Source organism: Paeniglutamicibacter terrestris (assembly GCF_012271785.1).
GTDB classification, from domain to species: domain Bacteria; phylum Actinomycetota; class Actinomycetes; order Actinomycetales; family Micrococcaceae; genus Paeniglutamicibacter; species Paeniglutamicibacter terrestris.
Window position 1 is genome coordinate 23405 of record NZ_JAAWVT010000002.1, and the last position, 18099, is coordinate 41503.

An 18099-nucleotide genomic window follows, 5' to 3' on the forward strand; every position below is an offset into this window, starting at 1 on the left:
GGCCCCCTGTGCGGCGGCAGCGGGACGCCCACAGGCTTTGGTATCCCTGCCCGCATTCGCTAGCGGTAGCTAGAGCTCGTAGGGATCTGGTGACCTCGCATGCTCACTATTCGAAATACTGCCGAGAAGGTGGGGAGGGCTGCTTCAATGAGCCCTGGATCTCTCGAGATCATTCTCCTGCGACCGTACCAAGCGGCGCTGGAGCGCTCGGCTGTGATGCTGCGGTTATTCATCGTCTGAGCTGATGAATAGTTCCGGTGAGTTGCATCACGAATGGAGTCGGCAAACCACCCTCTGGCATGCACCTTTCGGTGGATTGTGTGCCGTCCGCCACAAAAGTGCATCTCGATTTCACGCGGCCCAAAAATGCTGGTAGAGTATTTTCTCGTTGCCCCCCTAGCTCAGTGGTAGAGCGCGTTCTTGGTAAGAACGAGGTCACCGGATCGATTCCGGTGGGGGGCTCTGAATGGAATGACCCGCGCCTGAATCTTCTTGAAAAAGATCCTGATGCGGACGTGGGTATTCACCATTCGTGGCGGCTTAGCTCAGCTGGTTAGAGCGCACGACTCATAATCGTGAGGTCCCGGGATCGAGTCCCGGAGCCGCTACAGAATGATCCCCGTCTCCTTTGGAGGCGGGGACTTTTTCGTATGCCCTGATGCGAGTGCGCAGAACTAACGCCCAGCCCTGACCGGGAGTCGGCTGAGAATCTGTAGGTATTGTGCTGCGAAGACAAGTGCGCCGACGACGTCTGTCGTAAGGTTATGCGGTGATTTCTATTCTAAATTTGCAAACGACGATAGCTGCCATCGCAGTACGTCCGGTGTCTGCCAGTTTCCTACCGGATTGGCTGAATCCGGACGTATTTCTCCGCAATCCCGCGTTGGGTCCGTGGGTCATTTTGTTGATCTGCGGAATCGTATTTGCTGAAACAGGGCTGCTGGTCGGTTTCTTCTTGCCAGGCGACTCAATGTTGTTCACGGCCGGCCTCTTGGTCGCCACTGGCGCACTGGATGTGAGCCTGCCGTTATTCGCTACGCTGATTTTCATTGCGGCTTTTGTTGGCGATCAGACAGGCTACTTCATCGGGCGGAAAGCCGGACCTGCGATCTTCAACAAGCCTAACTCTCGATTCTTCCGCCAAGAATATGTTGAAAAGGCTCATGGCTTCTTCGAACGCTTCGGGGGACGTGCCGTCGTATTGGCACGGTTTGTCCCGGTGGTGAGGACTTTTGTGCCCGTAATCGCAGGGGTGGCTCATATGAGTTACCGCGTCTTTGCGCTCTACAACTTGTTGGGCGCGTTGCTCTGGGGCGTTGGCGTGACGATGCTTGGATTCTGGTTGGGGCAATACACATGGGTCGGAGACAACATCGACCTCATTTTCATCGTTATTGTCCTACTTTCGGTCATCCCGGTCGGAATTGAATTGCTGAAGGCCAGAAGCCGTAAGACCACCGAGGGTCACTCATGACTCGAGTTTGCTGGCTCTAAATTGCCCGCCGAAAACATGCCGCCAGTGCCTCATGGTGCTGGCGGCATGTTCTCAGTGTGGTGTTCGTCATGAAACTGCCCCTCGATGTGCAATATGGGTCGATTGTTGTGTAGAGTATTCTCTCGTTGCCCCCCTAGCTCAGTGGTAGAGCGCGTTCTTGGTAAGAACGAGGTCACCGGATCGATTCCGGTGGGGGGCTCTGAAAAAAGAACCGCGGTTGATCCCAGAAATGGGATCAACCGCGGTTCTTTTTCGTTCAGTACTCAGCGGCTACTTTCGAAGTGATGTATTGCCGCTGACACGGGAAACGATGCGGTCGATCAACACCCCGATGCCGATGGCAACCGCCACGGCAATCACGATTCCGAGCAAGTGGTGTTCCTTAAACCATTGGCCCGCCAGCACACCGATCAAAACCGAGTAGCTGGCCCACCCGAGACTGGAAAAACACGTCAGGATGACGAAGGTGCGGTGCGAGAATCCCGTAGCCCCAGCCACCAGATTGACTGCGACGCGTCCGATGGGAACGAAACGCGCCACCAGGATCAATGACACCGGACGAAGGCGCAATTCATAGCCAGCCCATGCGAAAGCATGTTGAAGGCGTTTGCGGCGCATCCAAGCAAATCGGGTGGTACCGATCGAGCGGCCCAGTAGGTACGCCACGTTATCGCCCACAAAGGCGCCTAGGCCTGCAACCAATCCCAAAAGCCACGGATTTGGATTTCCCTGCGTTGGAATGAGTGAAGCCAGCGCCACAACCAACGATTCGCTCGGGACAGGTGGGAAGAATCCATCGATGGCGCAGAATGCGAAGACCACGAAATACGACAACGGGTTCCCGGCTGCGGCGAGGACAAAGTTGCTCAACGCGTCCGATGCGGTGGATATAAAGTCCAAGTGAGATCCTGTTCGTTCATTGCCCCGGCCGAACTCGACAAACATGGGCTTGTGGTTCAAGGCTAGTCATGACTAATACCATTTCCTACTTTGGTTTGAGATGTGATCAAACCGACTCAATCCGGCGATTTTATGGGGTTGCCCGATAGGATTGACGAAAGTGTGAAAACCGTAACCTTACGAGTCCTGCCCTTAGGGGTGGAAGTATTGAAGGTATTCGCAGATTTTGACCACGAACCTTCAGGAGAGGACGAGGCCCATGCCCAAGGCGGACTTCAACCAAGACTTCCCTACCCGTGCCTCGTTGCGGCGCGCTCGTCAGGCCGAGCTGGAAGCTGAGCAAAAGGCTAAGGCCGATGCAAAGAAGACCGTGGCTAAGCCGGGGGAGACCGATGAGTTCGATGACGTCCCTGAGGGTAGGGTTGCCGGTTCCAACCCGCTGCTGAGCAAGCCGAGTTCAGCGTCCGTGAACCGCGAACCCGCGGCAGCTAATCAGCCAGCTTCGGGCGCCGAGACCAAGACCGCAGCGGCTTCCCCCGCTCGCGGCGCGCACGAAGCCGCTAAAACGGCCGAAGCGAAGCCGTCCATGCCGGCTCCCAAGCCACATCCGGTGCCCACTGCTAAGCCAGAGGTTCAGCCCGCGGCTGCAAAATCAGCACCGACGGCAAAATCTGCGTCCTCGTCAGCTGCCCACAAGGTGACTCCGACTCCGGCCGCCAAGCCTGCTCCAGCTCAGGCTGCAAAGCCCGCTGTGACACCGGCGGCAAAACCGGCCCCCGCAGCGACACCAGCGTCAGCCGCCAAGCCCGCTCCCGCAGCAAAGCCGGCGGTGGCACCGGCTGCCAAGCCTGCACCGGCAGCAGCAACACCGGCGGCCAAACCCGCAGCAACACCGGCGGCCAAACCCGCAGCAACACCAGCGGCAAAGCCTGCACCAGCAGCTAAGCCTGCAGCAACGCCAACTCCTGCTGCAAAGCCTGCATCAGCGGCAACACCAGCGGCGAAGCCAGCAGCAACACCAGCGCCTGCGGCAAAACCCGCAGCGGCCCCGGCTGCAAAGCCAACAGCAACACCAACCCCGGCGGCCAAGCCAGCGGTAACGCCAACTCCTGCTGCAAAGCCTGCACCAGCGGCAACGCCGGGCGCGAAGCCCGCAGCAACACCAGCTCCAGCAGCCAAGCCGGTACCAACGCCTGCAGCGAAGCCCGCTGCTGCACCTGCACCCGCTTCCAAGGCTGCGTCGGCACCGAGCGCGAAGCCAGCGCCAGTCGTCACTAAGCCCCCAGTTCCTGCAGCAAAAGCCAGTACACCGGTGGCCGCAGCAAAGCCTGCTGCAAAGCCAGCGCCGGTTGCGCCCAAGCCAGCTGCACCGAAACAGGACGCAGCCAACAACGCAGCAACGGTCAAGCCCGCGGAATCCACATCCACTGCGGCTAAGACTCCTGCTGCCGTGTCCAACGACGGAGCCTCCGAGGACCTCACCACTCCCGAGGGTCGACGCCAGGCCTTCCGTGAAATGAACCCGGCCGCAGGAGCCCGCGATACCTTCCTGCGCCCCGAGGACGAGACGACCTTCCGTGCCGAGCGCGGCTTCCGCGGCTTTTTGGCACGTCTGGGCTTCAACATGGAGCCCTCGGCAGAAGAAGTCGAAGAACGCCAATGGCGCCGACTCGTGGGAACACGCCTGAACGAACCCAAGACCATCTCCGTGGTCAACGGCAAGGGTGGCGCCAACAAGACGCCCACCGCCGTCCTTCTCTCCGCGGTCTTCGGCCGAAACTCCGGTGACCCGGTCTTGGTCTGGGATAACAACGGAACCCGCGGAACCCTTGGCTGGCGCACCGTGCAGGGACCGCATGCCGCCCATTCCATGGACTTGCTCGCTGCCGCGCCGAGGCTCAAGGAAGTCAAGGTCGGTGACCCGGTCATCCACAACTACACGCACTACCAGCCCGAAGATTGCTACAGCGTGCTGCGCACCGACCCCACACTGCTGGCCAGTGAGCAGTTCATCAACGCGGAAAACTTCGACGAACTACATGGGATCGTTTCGCGCTTCTTCGCGCTGACCATCGTTGACTCGGGCAACGATGAATCGGCCGAGCGCTGGATGCGTATGATCGACCACACCGATCAGCTGGTCATTGCCAGCACCACGGTGGAGGAACACGCCGAAGCGGGAGCCCTGCTGCTCGAGGCTCTGGCCAAGCGTGGCGGCCACTATGCGGAACTGGCCAAGAATTCCGTCGTGATCGTCTCGCAGCACCAGCCACATGGCAACAGGGAACAGTTGGACCGTATCGCTCACGGGTTCTCCCGTCTGGCCCGCTCGGTCGTTACGGTTCCCTACGATGCTGCCTTGGTCAAGGGGCAGATTCGGTTTGAGCAGCTGCGTCCGGCCACCCGCCGTGCTTGGTTGCACGCGACCGCAGCCGTCGCCGGGGCACTGCACGACTAAGTGGAGGCTTTAGCTTTGCTCTGCCGCGGCATCCGCTGGCCAGCGTCCCCGGGAACACCGCAGCTGAGCCTGGACGACGCGCAGCAGGGAAGTCGGGACGTAGAGCTGGCGCGGGGCACCCGGATTGGCTTCCGGGTGCTGCCCGGGCGCTGGTGTTTGGGCCATCAACTCGTGGCGGACAAGGACCATCGAACTTTGGTGCCATGCCCACGTCAGGCCCTGATCACCAGTGGCACCCAGTGTGAGTTATGCGAAGCCGCGGACCAGACTCGAGCGATGCATGACTTCCACCGGAGCGATCGGGCCAGTCCCGGACTCCGCGACTACTTGAATCAACCACACTGGCTCTATATCGCCACGTTTGCTCACGGTGTCACCAAGGTGGGTACCGCCGCGAACCCCAGCAAATGGCGCCGGCTGGCCGAGCAAGGTTCCATCGTCGCACGATTCGTTGCCTGGTGTCCCGATGGAGCCAGCGTGCGTCGACTCGAAGATGCCCTGAGCAGCGGATTAGGCATCACCCAGCAGGTGAGGGCGAATTCCAAGGTTCGTGGCCTGCTGGAGGGCCACACCTCAACGCAGCAGCTGGATCGGCTAAATGCCGAGGCGGCTACCTCGGCGCGCTCCTTGCTGGCCGAACATCTCGGCGCCTCCGGTTCCACCTCCCGCATCGTGGAGGAGAGCTGGCACGTCCCGGAGCCCAGCATGGAATTGCTGGCGGGTCTGGATGCCAAGAGCTTGCAGCCTTACCCGGCGGATCTCACGACCGCCGAACATGGATTCACCAGTATTTCCGTGCTGGGGCAGGTGATCGGCGTGAGCATCGAGGGGCAATCGGGACTCTTTGTTGCCAACGCAGCCCTGCTTAAGGGCCGAAAGCTTGAATTTGGTCCTCATGTGACCAAGGCACCACCGGTGCAAAGTGCCCTGTTCTAAGCCGAATCGACCCACTGAATATAGGATTGGGACATGACCAATACCCCCTGGGAAGCTTCTTCCGGACTGTACAAGAAACTGACCTTCTCTGCGATGGGCGTTGAAGCCATCGGCATCGTGATGGCCATCATCGGTGCCGGCACGCAGAACACGGCACTGCTCTATACGGCGATGGTAGTGATCGGCATCGGGTTGCTTGGACACCTCGGCGGGATGGCAGTGCGTGCCCGTGACGCCAGGACCTGGCGCGTCGCCCAAGGATTGGTGAAACCGCGGGCACCCAAGCGGGGAAAATCCGCGTCCAAAGACACCCTCTAACACCGGTACCTTGGTGCTCTGCCGGGTCATCCCCCCGGTTTAAGACCACATTTTTCTAGCATTCGTCCCACACAGGAGCGGTAGCAGTTATGAGCATTAACCCCGAGCTGGCAGGTCGGGTTTACCCGGCCCAGGAACCCTACGTGGTGGGACGCGAGAAGATCCGCGAATTCGCCACGGCAGTCAAGGCCACCCACCGTGCCCACTTCGATCTGGATGCCGCGGCGTCGCTGGGCCATGATGATCTGTTGGCTCCGCCGACCTTCGCCATCATCGTGGCGCAGCGCGCGGATGCGCTGCTGGTCAACGATCCGGACAGCGGCATCGACTTCTCCCGTGTGGTCCACGCCGACCAACGCTTCACCCATCACCGGCCCATCATCGCGGGCGATGAACTAGTAGCAACGCTGCACGTGGACACCGTGCGCGCCATGGGCTCTGGCGCCATGATCAGCACCCGCGCCGAAATCGCCACGGTGGCCGGCGAACCGGTTGCCACCACCGTTTCCTCGATTTTGGTACGCGGAGAGGACCAGTAATGATCGACTTTGACACCCTCGAAAAGGGCCAGCAGATCGGCTCCACCACCGTGTACGTGAACCGCGCGGATCTGGTGCGTTACGCCGGAGCCTCCGGAGACTTCAACCCCATCCACTTCAACGAGCGCTTCGCCACCGAGGTCGGATTGCCCGGCGTCATCGCCCACGGCATGTTCACCATGGGTGCAGCCGTACAGCTAGTGAGCGACTGGGTAGGAGACCCATCAGCGGTCATCGACTACCAGACGCGCTTCACCAAGCCCGTTCCCGTGGACGATCCGGCCGGCAGCAACCCGTCAGAAACCCCGGGCACCGCCATCGAGATCACCGGCGCCATCGGTGCCCTTGATGCCGAGGCTCGCACCGCCCGGGTAGATCTGAGCGTTCTGGTGGCCGGGACCAAGGTCCTGGTGAAAGCCCAAGCCGTGGTGCAACTCTGAAAAAGGGACCACGTCTTCCCACCCGCAGTGCCAACGCCGAGGTGCTGCCCTGGCGTAACGGCGTCATCGCCCTGTACTTTGCCTCCGGGCTGATCCTCTCGGCGTTGGTTTCACGACTGCCATCGCTGCGCGACGCGCTGGGACTTACGCACGGAGAAATTGGGCTGTTGCTACTCTGCATGACGGCGGGGTCCTTCGTCTCGGTTTCCGTCTCAGGATTCCTGGTCATGCGTCTGGGCTCCAAGCGCACCCTGGTTGGGGGGTCCTCACTGGCGGCCATTTCGCTGGCCGTGGTGGGTCTGGGAGCGGTGGGTTTGCACTCGCTGCCGGTGACCGGGGCGGCTCTGGCGTTTCAGGGTGCCGGGGCCGCGGCCTGGAATGTTGCATCAAATGTGCAGGGCGCCGCGATGGAACGCGCCCTCGGTGTCTCCATCATGCCGGTGCTTCATGGTTTCTTCTCCGTGGGCACGGTGGTGGGGGCCGCGGCCGGCGCCCTGGGCGCGGCGCTGCACCTGTCCATCGCCTGGCATTTTGCGCTCGTCTCGGCGGTGGTGCTGGTTCTGATCCACACCGGGACCCGCGTTTTCCGCTCCGATACCTCTTCCACCGGTAGCGGAAGTTCAAACAAGGCGCTGCTCGCCCAAGCCTGGCGCGAACCGCGCACCGTACTTTTGGGCGTACTGGTGCTGGGCATGGCGCTGGCTGAGGGCGCGGCGGGGGACTGGGTAGCCCTTGCCTTGGCCGACGGCTACGGCGCCATCAATTCCCTGGGCGCCATCGGCTACGGCGTTTTTGTCACGGCGATGACCGTCGCCCGGCTCGGCGGCGGGCGCATCCTGGAACGTTGTGGACGTGTCACGGTGATCCGCCTCTCCGCCGCCAGCACGTTGATGGGGCTGCTGCTTTTTGTCTACGGTCCGTCCCTGATTACCGCCTTTGCGGCCTTGGTATTCTGGGGCTTGGGCGTGGCCATGTGCTTCCCGGTGGCGATGACCGCTGCATCGGATGATCCCATGCGCGCCGCAGCGCGCGTCTCGGTGGTCTCCACCATCGGTTACGGTGCCTTCCTGGGCGGACCTCCGCTGCTGGGCCTGCTGGCCGATGTGGTGGGATTGCTGAACGCTCTCGCATTTGTTGGCATTCTCGTTGTGCTTTCTTTCGTCCTTTCCCCGGCCGCAGGGCCGGCTAAATCAACTCCCAAAAACTAAGGCTGATACCCCGTGAACACCTCCTTGCTGGCAGAGCTGACAACCACTGGTGTGGGCGGAGCTGCCAATTCCTTGGTGCGAGCCACCACCGATGAGCAGATCATCACCACCATCCGCGCCGCCGATGCCACCGGCACCCCGCTCTTGCTGGTGGCCGGAGGCTCGAATTTGTTGATCGATGATTCCGGGTTCCCGGGCACCGTCCTGCAGATCGCCACGACGGGTGTGCACATTGGCAAGACGCTCAGCGATGGTCGTGTCCGGGTAGAAATTGCCGCGGGGCACCCGTGGGACGACGTGGTGGCCCAGAGCCTTGCCGCGGGTCTCAGCGGCCTAGAGGCGCTCTCCGGGATCCCCGGATCGGCCGGTGCAACGCCGGTGCAGAACGTCGGCGCCTACGGCTCCGAGGTCGCCCACACCTTCCTCGAAGCCACCGTCTTCGATCGCAGCACCGGAACCGTGAGTAACTTCGGTACCGCAGCGCTGGGCTTCGGCTACCGGGACTCGCTGCTCAAGCGCACCACCACCAACGGATCACCAGAATTTGTGGTGCTCTCCGTGTCCTTCGCGCTGGAGGCCAGCAGCCAATCGGCTCCGATCCGCTACGCAGAACTGGCCCGCTCGCTGGGCGTTGGCGTGGGCGAACGGGCAGATGCGCGCGCCGTGCGGGAGACGGTCTTGGCCCTGCGAGCCTCCAAGGGCATGGTGTTTGACCCTACGGATCGGGACAGCTGCTCCACCGGTTCCTTCTTCACCAACCCCATCGTTCCCGCGAGCGCCTTGGCGTCGTTACCGGCCGACGCTCCGAATTTCCCGGTGGATACCCCCGGGATGGTCAAGCTCTCCGCCGCTTGGCTGATTGATCGAGCCGGCTTCGCCAAGGGCTTCGGATTGACCGGCACGGCGGGGGAGAAGCTCAGTGGCGGGCGGGCGTCGCTATCCACCAAGCACACCCTGGCGATCACCAACCGCGGGCAGGCCAGCAGCGCAGATATTCTGGCCATTGCTCGGGCCGTGCGGGCCGGGGTCAAGGACCGTTTTGGCATCGAACTTCACAATGAGCCGCTGCTGATCGGCTGCGAACTCTAAAACCGGGGAGCAACACACCATGGCGGCATCCACACCGGGCCTGAGTCCCCGGCAGCGCAGCAGCATCTCCAGGCTGCGGCTGGGAGCCCAGGGGCTAGCGCCCGAATGTGGGCCCGCGGCCATGACGCGCAGCGCCAGCACTCCCCAAGAGGTGGTGGCGGCGCTCGGCATGATCCAGGCTCAAGACCTGCCCCAGGGATGCTGGGGCATCGGTGTTCGGCTTCCCGGCGCCAGACTCACCGAGATTCACGACGCCCTGGCCCGTGGGTCAATCATCCGCACCTGGAGTGCTCGGGGCACCTTGATGCTGATCGTGCCCCGGCTCTACCGCACCCTGCTTGCGGTGACCGGCGCGCGGATGGAAACTCAGATGCGCGCCACGCGGGCCGCAGAAGCTATCACCGATGCCGAAATCGATGCCCTTGCCGATGTTGCGCGCGCCTGTTGTGGGCCAGAGGGGGCAACTCGCGCGCAGCTACTGGCCGCCTTTAGTGCCGCAGGATCAAGCATCGCCGGACAGCGCGGGTACCATCTGATCGTTGCCGTGGCGTTGCGCGGTGCCATAGTTCAGGGACCGATGGAACCCGGAAGTAGCACCCGGCAGCTCTTCATGGAGGCCTCGGAATGGGTGAAGGAACCGGCTGCTACCCTCGATCCGGAGCAGGCGTTGGATGAGTTGGTGCGCATCTACTTCGCCTCGCACGGCCCGGCGACCGTTGCCGATTGTGCCTGGTGGCTCGGATTGCCACTGACTCCTGTTCGGCTGGCGGTGCAGCGTGCCGCTGACACGCTGGCGAGTGTGGAGCTGGGTTCTCAGCGCTACTTTTTCGCGGCAAGTCACCGAGATCGCTTCGAGACGCCGCCCGGCGCCCGCTCCGTGCTTGCCCTGCCCGGATTTGACGAGTTCATCCTCGGTTATAAGGATCGTTCGGCAACCCTAGCGGCGGAATTCGCGGAGGTTGTGACTCCGGGGAAGAACGGACTTTTCCGCCGGACCGTTGCCGCCGGTGGGGAAACCATCGGTACGTGGGAGGTGGAATCGAAGGGCAAGATTCGAGTGGCCCGTTTTGTGCCCTTCTCCGGGATAACGGTTTCGGCGGCACGCCACGGCGCCATCGAATCAAGGATGAACGACTATTTGAGGTTCCGCGACTCCTAGGACTCGTGTTCCCTTAACCACGACGGGGCTAAACACCGCACAGACCTCGTTTCGCACCGACCTAGCAACGCTCAGGGTTTGGCCCACACAACACACAAGCCGGGCACCATACCCCTGCGGGATAGTGACCGGCTTGTCTCGTGTGTCCCGAAGGACAGCAAATTCGTGGTGTTAGAGGCGGCCCTGCGCGATGGCCAGCATGCGGCGCAGCGGTTCGGCGGCACCCCAGAGCAATTGGTCGCCCACGGTGAAGGCGGAAATGTAGTTCGGGCCCATTTCCAGCTTGCGGATGCGTCCCACCGGGATGTCCAGGGTGCCGGAGGCGGCAACCGGGGTCAGCGCGTCGACGGTGGCTTCCTTGGTGTTCGGAACCACCTTGGCCCACTGGTTATCCGCATCCAGCAGCTTCTCGATCTCGGTCACCGAGAGGTCCTCGGTGAGCTTGAGCGTCAGTGCCTGCGAGTGCGAGCGCATGGCGCCGATGCGCACACACAGTCCGTCAACGATGACCTTGTTGGCCTCGGTGTTGCCCAGGATCTTGTTGGTCTCCACCCCGGCCTTCCACTCTTCCTTGGACTGCCCATTGCCCAGATCCGCGTCGATCCAGGGGATCAGCGAACCGGCCAGTGGCACGCCGAACTGGGTGGCATCCAGACCGCCGCGCTGGGCGGCCAAGACCTTGCGGTCAATTTCCAAGATGGCGGAGGCCGGGTCATCCAGCTCCGAGGCGACGTGGTTGTTGATCTCACCGAACTGGGTCAGCAGTTCGCGCATGTGCCGCGCGCCGCCGCCGGAGGCAGCCTGGTAGGTCATCGAGGTTCCCCACTCGACCAGACCGTTTTTGAACAGCCCGCCCAGACCCATGAGCATGCAGGAGACGGTGCAGTTGCCGCCCACGAAGTCCTTGGTGCCGGAGGCCAGGGAGGCATCGATGACGTTGCGGTTGATCGGGTCAAGCACGATCACCGAGTCATCGTTCATTCGCAGCGTGGAGGCCGCGTCGATCCACAGGCCATCCCAGCCGCGCGAGCGCAATTGCGAGTGCACCGCGGTGGTGTAGTCCCCACCCTGGGCCGTGACGATGATCGGCAACTTGGCCAAGGTATCAATGTCGTAGGCGTCCTGCAGGGCGCCGGCGCCCTCGGCAAAGGCCGGGGCGGCACCTCCTGCATTGGAGGTGGAAAAGAACACGGGGTCGAGGTTCGCGAAGTCGCCCTCGTCCTGCATGCGTTGCATCAGGACGGAGCCGACCATGCCGCGGTAACCCACAAAGCCAACGGAAGAAGTCATGGTTCAAGCTTAAGGGGTCGGCGCCCCGTCAGGGGAGTCGGTTACGCGCCGTGCTTGATCACACGATGTCTTTGTTTTTCGTCGGCCAAGAATTGGGCGACAGCAGATTTGGCTTGGGCAGCCCGCGGGCCTTGCGCAGTTTCCGGGCCCGGTGCTCGGCCAGCCCCAGATGCATGAAATACCAAGCGATGGCGGCCATGAACAGCTCGACAAAAACCAGTCCCGCCCATTCCCCGGCGGTGGCGTCCTGGATAAAAAACATGTAGACGAACAGCGCCAGGACAGCGATCCAGCACAGCGTGCCGACGAAGAGCATGCCCGCGCCGGTGGTGATTTTGGCACCGGCGCCGCCGGTGGTGAAGCCGATTTCTTCTCGTTTGTAGCTGAACAGTTCACCCTGAACAGTGCGCACCAGTAGTCGCTTTTCGCCCGCATCGACCGCTTCTTTGTGGGCCAGCATGACAACCATGTCGCGTTTGTCACGTTCTGGATCGTAATAGTTGAACATGCTCTTTTTGGGCTTGGGCGGCACCGGGGGAGTCTGGCTCATTTGCCCGGCTTCTCAGCCTGTCCGGCCAGCAGCGCCTTGCGCATGCCCACCAGCTTGAGCGAGCCGAAGGCGAAGATCTGGGTGAAGACCAGCAGCAACACCAGTCCCATGATCTTCGACCCGGTCAGCACCATAAACAGGCCCAGGCCGGCGAAGATCAGCGCGAAGAGCGGAAAGAACATGTAGCCGAGCACAAAAAGTCCCTCGGGGCTGGTCTTCAGTGCCTTGATAGCGTCCTTCATGCCTTCTGCTCCCAGGCTTCGACGCGGTACTGGGTGCCGTTGGCACCGGTGGCCCATCCGGTCTCGGGATCGGACAGGGACTTGGTCCACGATCCATCGAGTTTCGGCGCCGTGGTGTCACCCGTCGGCGAGGCATTGATGACGGTTTTGATGGCCAGGTGAGCCTGGGGGGAGAGGGCGGCGTAGATCTCTCCGCCGCCGATGACCCAAATCTCCTCGGCACCGGCAGCCGTGCGAGCTGCGCTCAGTGCTTCGGCGGTGTTGGCCACCGGTACGGCGCCGGCGGTACGCAAGGCCTCGTGGCGATCCGCATCGCGGGTAATCACGATGTTGGTGCGCCCGGGCAACGGGCGGAACTTTTCCGGGAATGATTCCCAGGTCTTGCGTCCCATGATGACCGGGTGACCGTTGGTGGTGCGCTTGAAGTGGGCCAGGTCCTCGGGAAGGGACCACGGCATGGAGCCGTCGGCGCCAATGACGCCGTCGGCGGCTTCGGCCCAGATCATGCCGATGCGCTCAGTGGTGGTGGTTTCGGCGCGGTGTCCGGCGCTCTGCTGTGAGTTGCTCATACGGCGATGGGGGCCTTAATCGTCGGGTGGTGTTGGTAGTCCTCGATCACGAAATCATCAATCGTGTAGTCGAAGATCGAATCGGGGGTGCGCGTGATGCGCAGGCGTGGATACGGGTAGGGCTCGCGGGTCAGCTGTTCGGTGACCTGCTCCACGTGGTTGTCGTAAATGTGGGTATCGCCGCCGGTCCAGATAAATTCACCGAGCTCTAGGCCGAGCTGGTCGGCCATCATGGCGGTCAGTAACGCGTAGGAGGCAATGTTGAACGGAACGCCCAAGAACATGTCGGCGCTGCGCTGGTAGAGCTGGCAAGAGAGTTTGCCGTCGGCGACGTAGAACTGGAAGAACGCGTGGCAGGGAGGCAGCGCCATGTTCTGGATCTCCGCGACGTTCCAGGCCGAAACGATATGGCGACGTGAATCTGGATTTTCTCGCAAGGAGTCCATGACCTGTGCGATTTGGTCGATGTGGCGGCCATCGGCCGTGGGCCAGGATCGCCACTGGACGCCGTAGACCGGGCCCAGCTCGCCATCTTCATCTGCCCATTCATCCCAGATCTTCACGCCATTCTCGCGCAAGTATGAGGTATTGGAGTCCCCGCGTAGGAACCAGAGAAGCTCCACGGCGACAGACTTAAAATGGACGCGCTTGGTGGTGATCAGCGGAAAGGATTCCGCCAAGTCAAAGCGTATCTGGCGGCCAAAAACACTCGAGGTGCCGGTTCCGGTTCGATCACCCTTGGCAGTGCCATGGGCAAGAACGTCGCGGAGTAGGTCCTCGTAAGGGGTTGGAATCGTCACTGAACCAGTCTAAACGCTGGCCGCGCGATCGACTGCTGAGGAAGTCCTCGAGTGGGCACCGACTCCTTGGGTCGGTGCCGAATGATGCTCAGTCAACACCTCATGCTTGCTGGAGGTGTCGAGTGGATTCCCGGCCGCTTTCCCGCGTGCACGGGCGCAAAGTCGGTGTCGGCGTGGGGCCGCTGTGCTCAGAAATCCTGCCCTTGGTGTGCTGCCGCAGAGCGTCGCGGCGGCACGCGGTGTGATCCCCAGCTCGGGAACGAGCCTGCGGCGAGTCGAATCTCAATCCACACCATGAAGTGGCCGTTGGCCCTGCGGCAGCAAGAGATTTGACGCAAGAGGAACGACGGGGATCCCACGCGCCGTGCCGATGGCATCGGCCTTGTCCCCAAGGACCGGTGCTCGGCGAGCGAATCTAGTCGGTGTTCCTCAGCCGGCCCTGGAGCAGCGACACTAAGGTCTCATCGGTGATGCCCGCTTCCCGGGAGGCGGCGATCAGATCAGCGATTTTGACCTGAAGGTGTTCATCCGCCGCACGAGTAGAGTCCGCCGGTGCGTGGGTCACCATGGTCCCCAGTCGTCGCCTGCTCTGAATCAAGCCCGCGGCCTCGAGCTCCTTGTACGCTCGAGCCACGGTCCCGGTGGCGACACCAAGGTCGGTGGCTAGCGCCCGAACGGTGGGTAGACGTGCGCCGTCGGCCAGCCGCCCGACGGCGATGAGGGAAGCGATCTGGGTGCGGATCTGCTCAAACGGGGGAGTTGCATCGCGAAGGTCAACGGCAATTTGGATGCTCAATGGTTGCTCGGCGTGGAATATTGCGTGGTTGGCCGCGGTGCACGATAAACGGTGGCCGCCGGAAGCAGACACAGAATGATACCCAGGACCAAGGTGATGAGCTGGAAGCCGGAAGGATCCTGGTCGTAGTACATACCCTCGCCATAACCATGTCCGCTGGGCGCCCAAAATGTTGGATCTCCCAATAGCGACGTGAGCAGCAAGGAAACTCCACCGAGCATCCGAGCGCCGCGCTGAGCCAGCAATAATCGGATCTTGGTGTCTTCGCTCCTGCTGGCGTCAGCCCGCAGTGCACTGTGGGTCGCACTGCGATATAGCACACCAGCGAGCGCCGCGACGATGACGAGTATCGCGGCTGCCCACCACACGATCTCCCGAAGAGCGGGCGGGCCAGCAACCGCAAAGTTGATCACCGATGTGACTCCGAGCGTTGTTGCCAGAACCAGCACCGTGAGGAACCACCCCGGGAGCAGACCCCGGCGGGGGGTCTCGAGGCTCGGCCCACCGACTCGGCGAGAGATCACCCATGCCGCCAGTAGATTCAGCAGCAGATAGCTGCCCGCAGCCAGCACGATCGTCAGAGCTAGGTTCCCCATGGTTTGCAGGCGGGTGGGGTCGGTGGAATCAAAGGAGAAGGTTTGGGTCCCGTCGGCGGAGGTTGTCGTGCTGTAAACGGACCCCGTGGCTTGCATCCCCATGAACATGACAACTAGGAACATCACCAAAAGTCCGATGCAGTGGGTCAGCAGCAGGAAGTCTCGTGCCGTGGAAAATGAGCGGGACGGTGCCGAGCTTCCGACGAGCGCGTTGGGAGAAATATCGACAAGTTTCGGAGGGGAGCAGCTCACGACCACGATGATCAGTGCAAGGAAGCTGATGCTCGCTATCAGGTTCAACACGTTGGCATGGTTTTGTGCACTCTCGCTGAAGGAGGGACCACTGGCCGTGATCGGCAGGGCCCAATCGGCCCGGGCTCGGATGCCTTCGGCGAGGTATGACGCGGAGGCGGCGCCAAAGCCCGCAATTACTATCGATGCGGTACGCAAGAGCCGATTGATCCACACGGAACGCAGGATGGAATTCTCCCCAGCGTCCAGGGCATCGAGCGGCGGACGCCGGACAATGACTGCCGCTGCTCCGGCGCTACCCAGTAGGGCCAAGGCCATGCCGCCCATGAGGTAGGGGCCCACCTCGTTGCCGGATCGAGTTCCCGTGATGGAAGAAATATAGGGGGAATTGCCCTTGGCGTCGGTGGAATCGAGATCTATCGGGTTTCCGTCGTCGTCAACGGGGTTCCCGAAGTCATCGGTCTCGCCGTCGTAGCTCATCTCCTGCGAGCTTGAACTCGAGTCGCTACCTTCCCGGTGCGGAGCGCCGGGGTCATTCCACACAAAAATGATGGCCACCGTGCTGATGACTGTGCAGACCAAGAGCAGGCTTGCTAAGAATTTTGGCACCAACGTCTTGACGCTGCGTACTTCGAGTGAGGCGCTACGCACCGGCTTTAGATGCCGGGGCCAGGTGAATTGGCCCAGGATGTAAACAAGCGTCAGCCACAGGCCGGGTGCTGCGGCATGCATCAGCATGGTGGTGGGTTGAGTATCGACCATCATCCCGGTGCCTGCATCGGGGGCGATGGCCCACAGATTCGACAGGCCGGAGGTTCCTGAGGCGAAAAACGCTATCAGTGCCGTCCAGAAGGCATGGCGTGAAATGGCTTCGGTGGTGTTTGTCGCGTTTGGTGCTGCCACGAAAAAGCGCAAGAGGACATAGATCAGCGCGGCGGATATCGCCAAGCCGAAACCGACGGATGTCAGTGCATTGATCATGAAGTGGTGCTCCCAAACCTCGAACTTTGTATCAATGTATCAAGTCTTTGAGACAAAGTTCGAGGGGGATCGGCTCATGAAGCGAAAAAGTGCCGAATTGTTATCAGAGAACTAGGTCGTTGTACTCCGGGTAGCGCCGAAGGTAATCCTGAACGTAGGAGCACTCGGGGATGATCTTCAACTGGCGTTGGCGCATCTGCTCCAAGACCAAGGTCACCAGTGCGCGGGCGTAGCCGTGACGCCCATATTCCTCATTGATGATGGTGTGCTGCAGCGTGGCAACATTCCCCTCAACGCTGTAGCCCAGGAAACCCACATACGTCGCCCCGTGCCAGAGGGAGTAGCGGCCGCGATCCTCGTCATGGTCCAAGCGCAGACCCTGGTGCGCAATCTTTTCCGGGGCCGTGCCGTGATTCTTCTGGATCATGATGCACTCCTTGTCGAGGCTCGAAAATCTCTTGTGGTGCCGCGTATGTGCTCACCTACCAAGAGACTACAGCGAAGAGTGCGCGCTAGTCCTCAAATGCTTCGTAAACTTCAACCGAAACAAGTTTTCCCTTGCCAGATACCGGTTGGTGAACCACGATGATCGAACCCGGTCGCAGGAAAGGATCCTCAGCCGGTAAGAACGCCCGGAGCCGAGAGCTCATGCGTTTGCGTAACTCCTCCAGCACCAGCGGCAACACCGGACGATGCGTGCACATGGCCTGGGAACGATGCTTATTCAGCAATTTGGCCACGGCGCGCATCGCCTTGCCCGGGTGACGCTTTGCCTCGTGTTCGGTGATCGAACCGAGCAGCTTCAACGGCAGATGCTGTTCCTTGAGGTAGGGCGTCACCGTCTGCACACAACGAATCCACGGGCTGGAGGCGACGCGCGTCGGACGCCACGATGTCACTAAGCGTGAGACAGCCAGCGCCTGACGCTGCCCGGTGGCAGCCAAGGGGCGTTTGCCTTCCTCCCGCGTCCAATTGGAGCGCGGCTTCGCCTTGGCATGGCGGATGACCACAAATGGCACGGTGAACAATTCGCCGGCCTGGTGGGCGGCCACCAGTGCATCCAACGGTTCCAGATCACCCGGATTGGTCAGCCACGTGCGCGCCAATTCTGGGGTGGCCCAACGCACCGCATCAACTTCCTTGCCATCTGGCACCGGCGTGGTGCCGGGGGAACGCGCGGCCCAATAGTAGACAACCTTGGGCCCGGAGTTGACCTCATATCTCATCGCGGGCAGTGGAATGCCCAAGGTGATGTCCAGACCGATCTCTTCAAGGACTTCCCTGGTGGCGCACTCGGGCATGGTTTCCCCGGGATTGATCTTGCCCTTGGGCCATGACCAATCGTCATATCGTTCGCGGTGAATCATCAACACCTCGAGCCCTGCACCGTTGACCCGCCACACCAAAGCACCGGCCGCGCGAACGGCAAAATCTGCACCTCGGATGGCTTCCGAATCACTAGAACGAACTAACTCCACGCC

At 61.7% G+C, this 18099-nt stretch carries 20 protein-coding genes and 3 tRNA genes; 12 read left to right on the forward strand and 11 right to left on the reverse strand.

Translation table 11 applies throughout. The features are described from left to right. Window positions 1–390 precede the first annotated feature (390 nt). The 4 genes from HED64_RS05790 (at window position 391) to HED64_RS05805 (ending at window position 1694) form a co-directional block, all read left to right on the forward strand. Window positions 391–462: transfer RNA gene (locus HED64_RS05790), tRNA-Thr, on the forward strand. A gap of 72 nt (window positions 463–534) precedes the next feature. Next, a tRNA-Met gene (locus tag HED64_RS05795) sits at window positions 535–608 on the forward strand. Between the two features lie 164 nt (window positions 609–772). Further along, window positions 773–1474, forward strand: a complete 702-nt coding sequence (locus tag HED64_RS05800; RefSeq protein WP_342590675.1) for a VTT domain-containing protein — start codon at window positions 773–775, stop codon at window positions 1472–1474. Window positions 1475–1622: 148 nt separating this feature from the next. Further along, a tRNA-Thr gene (locus HED64_RS05805) sits at window positions 1623–1694 on the forward strand. 71 nt (window positions 1695–1765) lie between these two features. Here HED64_RS05805 and HED64_RS05810 read toward each other — a convergent pair. Both HED64_RS05810 and HED64_RS20025 read right to left on the reverse strand, forming a co-directional pair. Continuing rightward, on the reverse strand, window positions 1766–2395 hold the full coding sequence (locus HED64_RS05810) for a DedA family protein (RefSeq protein WP_245325781.1): 630 nt from the start codon (window positions 2393–2395) through the stop codon (window positions 1766–1768). Window positions 2396–3127: 732 nt separating this feature from the next. Further along, window positions 3128–3853: a hypothetical protein gene (locus tag HED64_RS20025; RefSeq protein ID WP_210149328.1), complete on the reverse strand. Its 726-nt coding sequence runs from the start codon at window positions 3851–3853 to the stop codon at window positions 3128–3130. Here HED64_RS20025 and HED64_RS05820 point away from each other — a divergent pair. The 8 genes from HED64_RS05820 to HED64_RS05855 all read left to right on the forward strand — a co-directional run bounded on the left by HED64_RS05820 (window position 3846) and on the right by HED64_RS05855 (window position 10542). Then, a complete protein-coding gene (locus tag HED64_RS05820) occupies window positions 3846–4853 on the forward strand; it encodes a MinD/ParA family ATP-binding protein (RefSeq protein WP_168151178.1) in 1008 nt (335 codons plus the stop codon). The genes HED64_RS20025 and HED64_RS05820 overlap by 8 nt on opposite strands. Continuing rightward, window positions 4854–5789, forward strand: a complete 936-nt coding sequence (locus HED64_RS05825; protein WP_168151179.1) for a DUF2797 domain-containing protein — start codon at window positions 4854–4856, stop codon at window positions 5787–5789. It begins immediately after the preceding gene. Window positions 5790–5822: 33 nt separating this feature from the next. Next, window positions 5823–6107 carry a hypothetical protein gene (locus HED64_RS05830; protein WP_168151180.1) on the forward strand — a complete coding sequence of 95 codons (285 nt, stop codon included), beginning with the start codon at window positions 5823–5825 and terminating at the stop codon, window positions 6105–6107. An 89-nt stretch (window positions 6108–6196) separates the two neighbouring features. Continuing rightward, window positions 6197–6646 carry an FAS1-like dehydratase domain-containing protein gene (locus HED64_RS05835; RefSeq protein WP_168151181.1) on the forward strand — a complete coding sequence of 150 codons (450 nt, stop codon included), beginning with the start codon at window positions 6197–6199 and terminating at the stop codon, window positions 6644–6646. Further along, window positions 6646–7086: a MaoC family dehydratase gene (locus HED64_RS05840; RefSeq protein WP_168151182.1), complete on the forward strand. Its 441-nt coding sequence runs from the start codon at window positions 6646–6648 to the stop codon at window positions 7084–7086. The genes HED64_RS05835 and HED64_RS05840 overlap by 1 nt, the downstream gene beginning before the upstream one ends. A 41-nt stretch (window positions 7087–7127) precedes the next feature. Continuing rightward, a complete protein-coding gene (locus tag HED64_RS05845; RefSeq protein WP_168151183.1) occupies window positions 7128–8294 on the forward strand; it encodes an MFS transporter in 1167 nt (388 codons plus the stop codon). Window positions 8295–8306: 12 nt separating this feature from the next. Beyond that, window positions 8307–9383 (forward strand): UDP-N-acetylmuramate dehydrogenase, encoded by a 1077-nt coding sequence (locus tag HED64_RS05850; RefSeq protein ID WP_168151184.1) that lies wholly within the window; start codon window positions 8307–8309, stop codon window positions 9381–9383. Window positions 9384–9402: 19 nt separating this feature from the next. Further along, on the forward strand, window positions 9403–10542 hold the full coding sequence (locus HED64_RS05855) for a winged helix DNA-binding domain-containing protein (RefSeq protein WP_168151185.1): 1140 nt from the start codon (window positions 9403–9405) through the stop codon (window positions 10540–10542). Between the two features lie 171 nt (window positions 10543–10713). Here the strand turns inward: HED64_RS05855 and asd are convergent, their stop codons facing one another. The 9 genes from asd to HED64_RS05900 all read right to left on the reverse strand — a co-directional run bounded on the left by asd (window position 10714) and on the right by HED64_RS05900 (window position 18096). Continuing rightward, window positions 10714–11832 (reverse strand): aspartate-semialdehyde dehydrogenase, encoded by a 1119-nt coding sequence (gene asd, locus HED64_RS05860; RefSeq protein ID WP_168151186.1) that lies wholly within the window; start codon window positions 11830–11832, stop codon window positions 10714–10716. A gap of 58 nt (window positions 11833–11890) precedes the next feature. Beyond that, a complete protein-coding gene (locus HED64_RS05865) occupies window positions 11891–12364 on the reverse strand; it encodes a hypothetical protein (RefSeq protein WP_168151187.1) in 474 nt (157 codons plus the stop codon). Between the two features lie 14 nt (window positions 12365–12378). Further along, window positions 12379–12624, reverse strand: a complete 246-nt coding sequence (locus HED64_RS05870; protein WP_210149330.1) for an NF038396 family protein — start codon at window positions 12622–12624, stop codon at window positions 12379–12381. Beyond that, a complete protein-coding gene (locus tag HED64_RS05875; protein WP_425351789.1) occupies window positions 12621–13130 on the reverse strand; it encodes a dihydrofolate reductase in 510 nt (169 codons plus the stop codon). Before HED64_RS05875 ends, HED64_RS05870 begins: the two co-directional genes overlap by 4 nt. Before the next feature lie 59 nt (window positions 13131–13189). Beyond that, complete coding sequence (locus tag HED64_RS05880; protein WP_168151189.1) at window positions 13190–13993, reverse strand: thymidylate synthase; 804 nt, start codon at window positions 13991–13993, stop codon at window positions 13190–13192. Between the two features lie 415 nt (window positions 13994–14408). Continuing rightward, window positions 14409–14789 (reverse strand): GntR family transcriptional regulator, encoded by a 381-nt coding sequence (locus tag HED64_RS05885; protein ID WP_168151190.1) that lies wholly within the window; start codon window positions 14787–14789, stop codon window positions 14409–14411. Continuing rightward, entirely contained in the window at window positions 14786–16618 is a 1833-nt protein-coding gene (locus HED64_RS05890; protein WP_168151191.1) for a hypothetical protein, read from the reverse strand. The genes HED64_RS05885 and HED64_RS05890 overlap by 4 nt, the downstream gene beginning before the upstream one ends. 103 nt (window positions 16619–16721) lie before the next feature. Continuing rightward, the gene (locus tag HED64_RS05895) at window positions 16722–17045 is read right to left on the reverse strand and encodes a GNAT family N-acetyltransferase (protein WP_168151192.1); all 324 of its coding nucleotides are present in this window, start codon (window positions 17043–17045) and stop codon (window positions 16722–16724) included. Between the two features lie 85 nt (window positions 17046–17130). Then, window positions 17131–18096 carry an NUDIX hydrolase gene (locus HED64_RS05900; protein ID WP_168151193.1) on the reverse strand — a complete coding sequence of 322 codons (966 nt, stop codon included), beginning with the start codon at window positions 18094–18096 and terminating at the stop codon, window positions 17131–17133. Between the last annotated feature and the right edge of the window lie 3 nt (window positions 18097–18099).

Coding starts and splice junctions, on each gene's coding strand:
- HED64_RS05830 (WP_168151180.1), top strand. CDS start 5,823: ATGACCAATACCCCCTGGGAAGCTTCTTCCGGACTGTACAAGAAACTG.
- HED64_RS05835 (WP_168151181.1), top strand. CDS start 6,197: ATGAGCATTAACCCCGAGCTGGCAGGTCGGGTTTACCCGGCCCAGGAA.
- HED64_RS05840 (WP_168151182.1), top strand. CDS start 6,646: ATGATCGACTTTGACACCCTCGAAAAGGGCCAGCAGATCGGCTCCACC.
- HED64_RS05855 (WP_168151185.1), top strand. CDS start 9,403: ATGGCGGCATCCACACCGGGCCTGAGTCCCCGGCAGCGCAGCAGCATC.
- asd (WP_168151186.1), bottom strand. CDS start 11,832: ATGACTTCTTCCGTTGGCTTTGTGGGTTACCGCGGCATGGTCGGCTCC.
- HED64_RS05870 (WP_210149330.1), bottom strand. CDS start 12,624: ATGAAGGACGCTATCAAGGCACTGAAGACCAGCCCCGAGGGACTTTTT.
- HED64_RS05875 (WP_425351789.1), bottom strand. CDS start 13,130: ATGATCTGGGCCGAAGCCGCCGACGGCGTCATTGGCGCCGACGGCTCC.
- HED64_RS05890 (WP_168151191.1), bottom strand. CDS start 16,618: ATGATCAATGCACTGACATCCGTCGGTTTCGGCTTGGCGATATCCGCC.
- HED64_RS05895 (WP_168151192.1), bottom strand. CDS start 17,045: ATGATCCAGAAGAATCACGGCACGGCCCCGGAAAAGATTGCGCACCAG.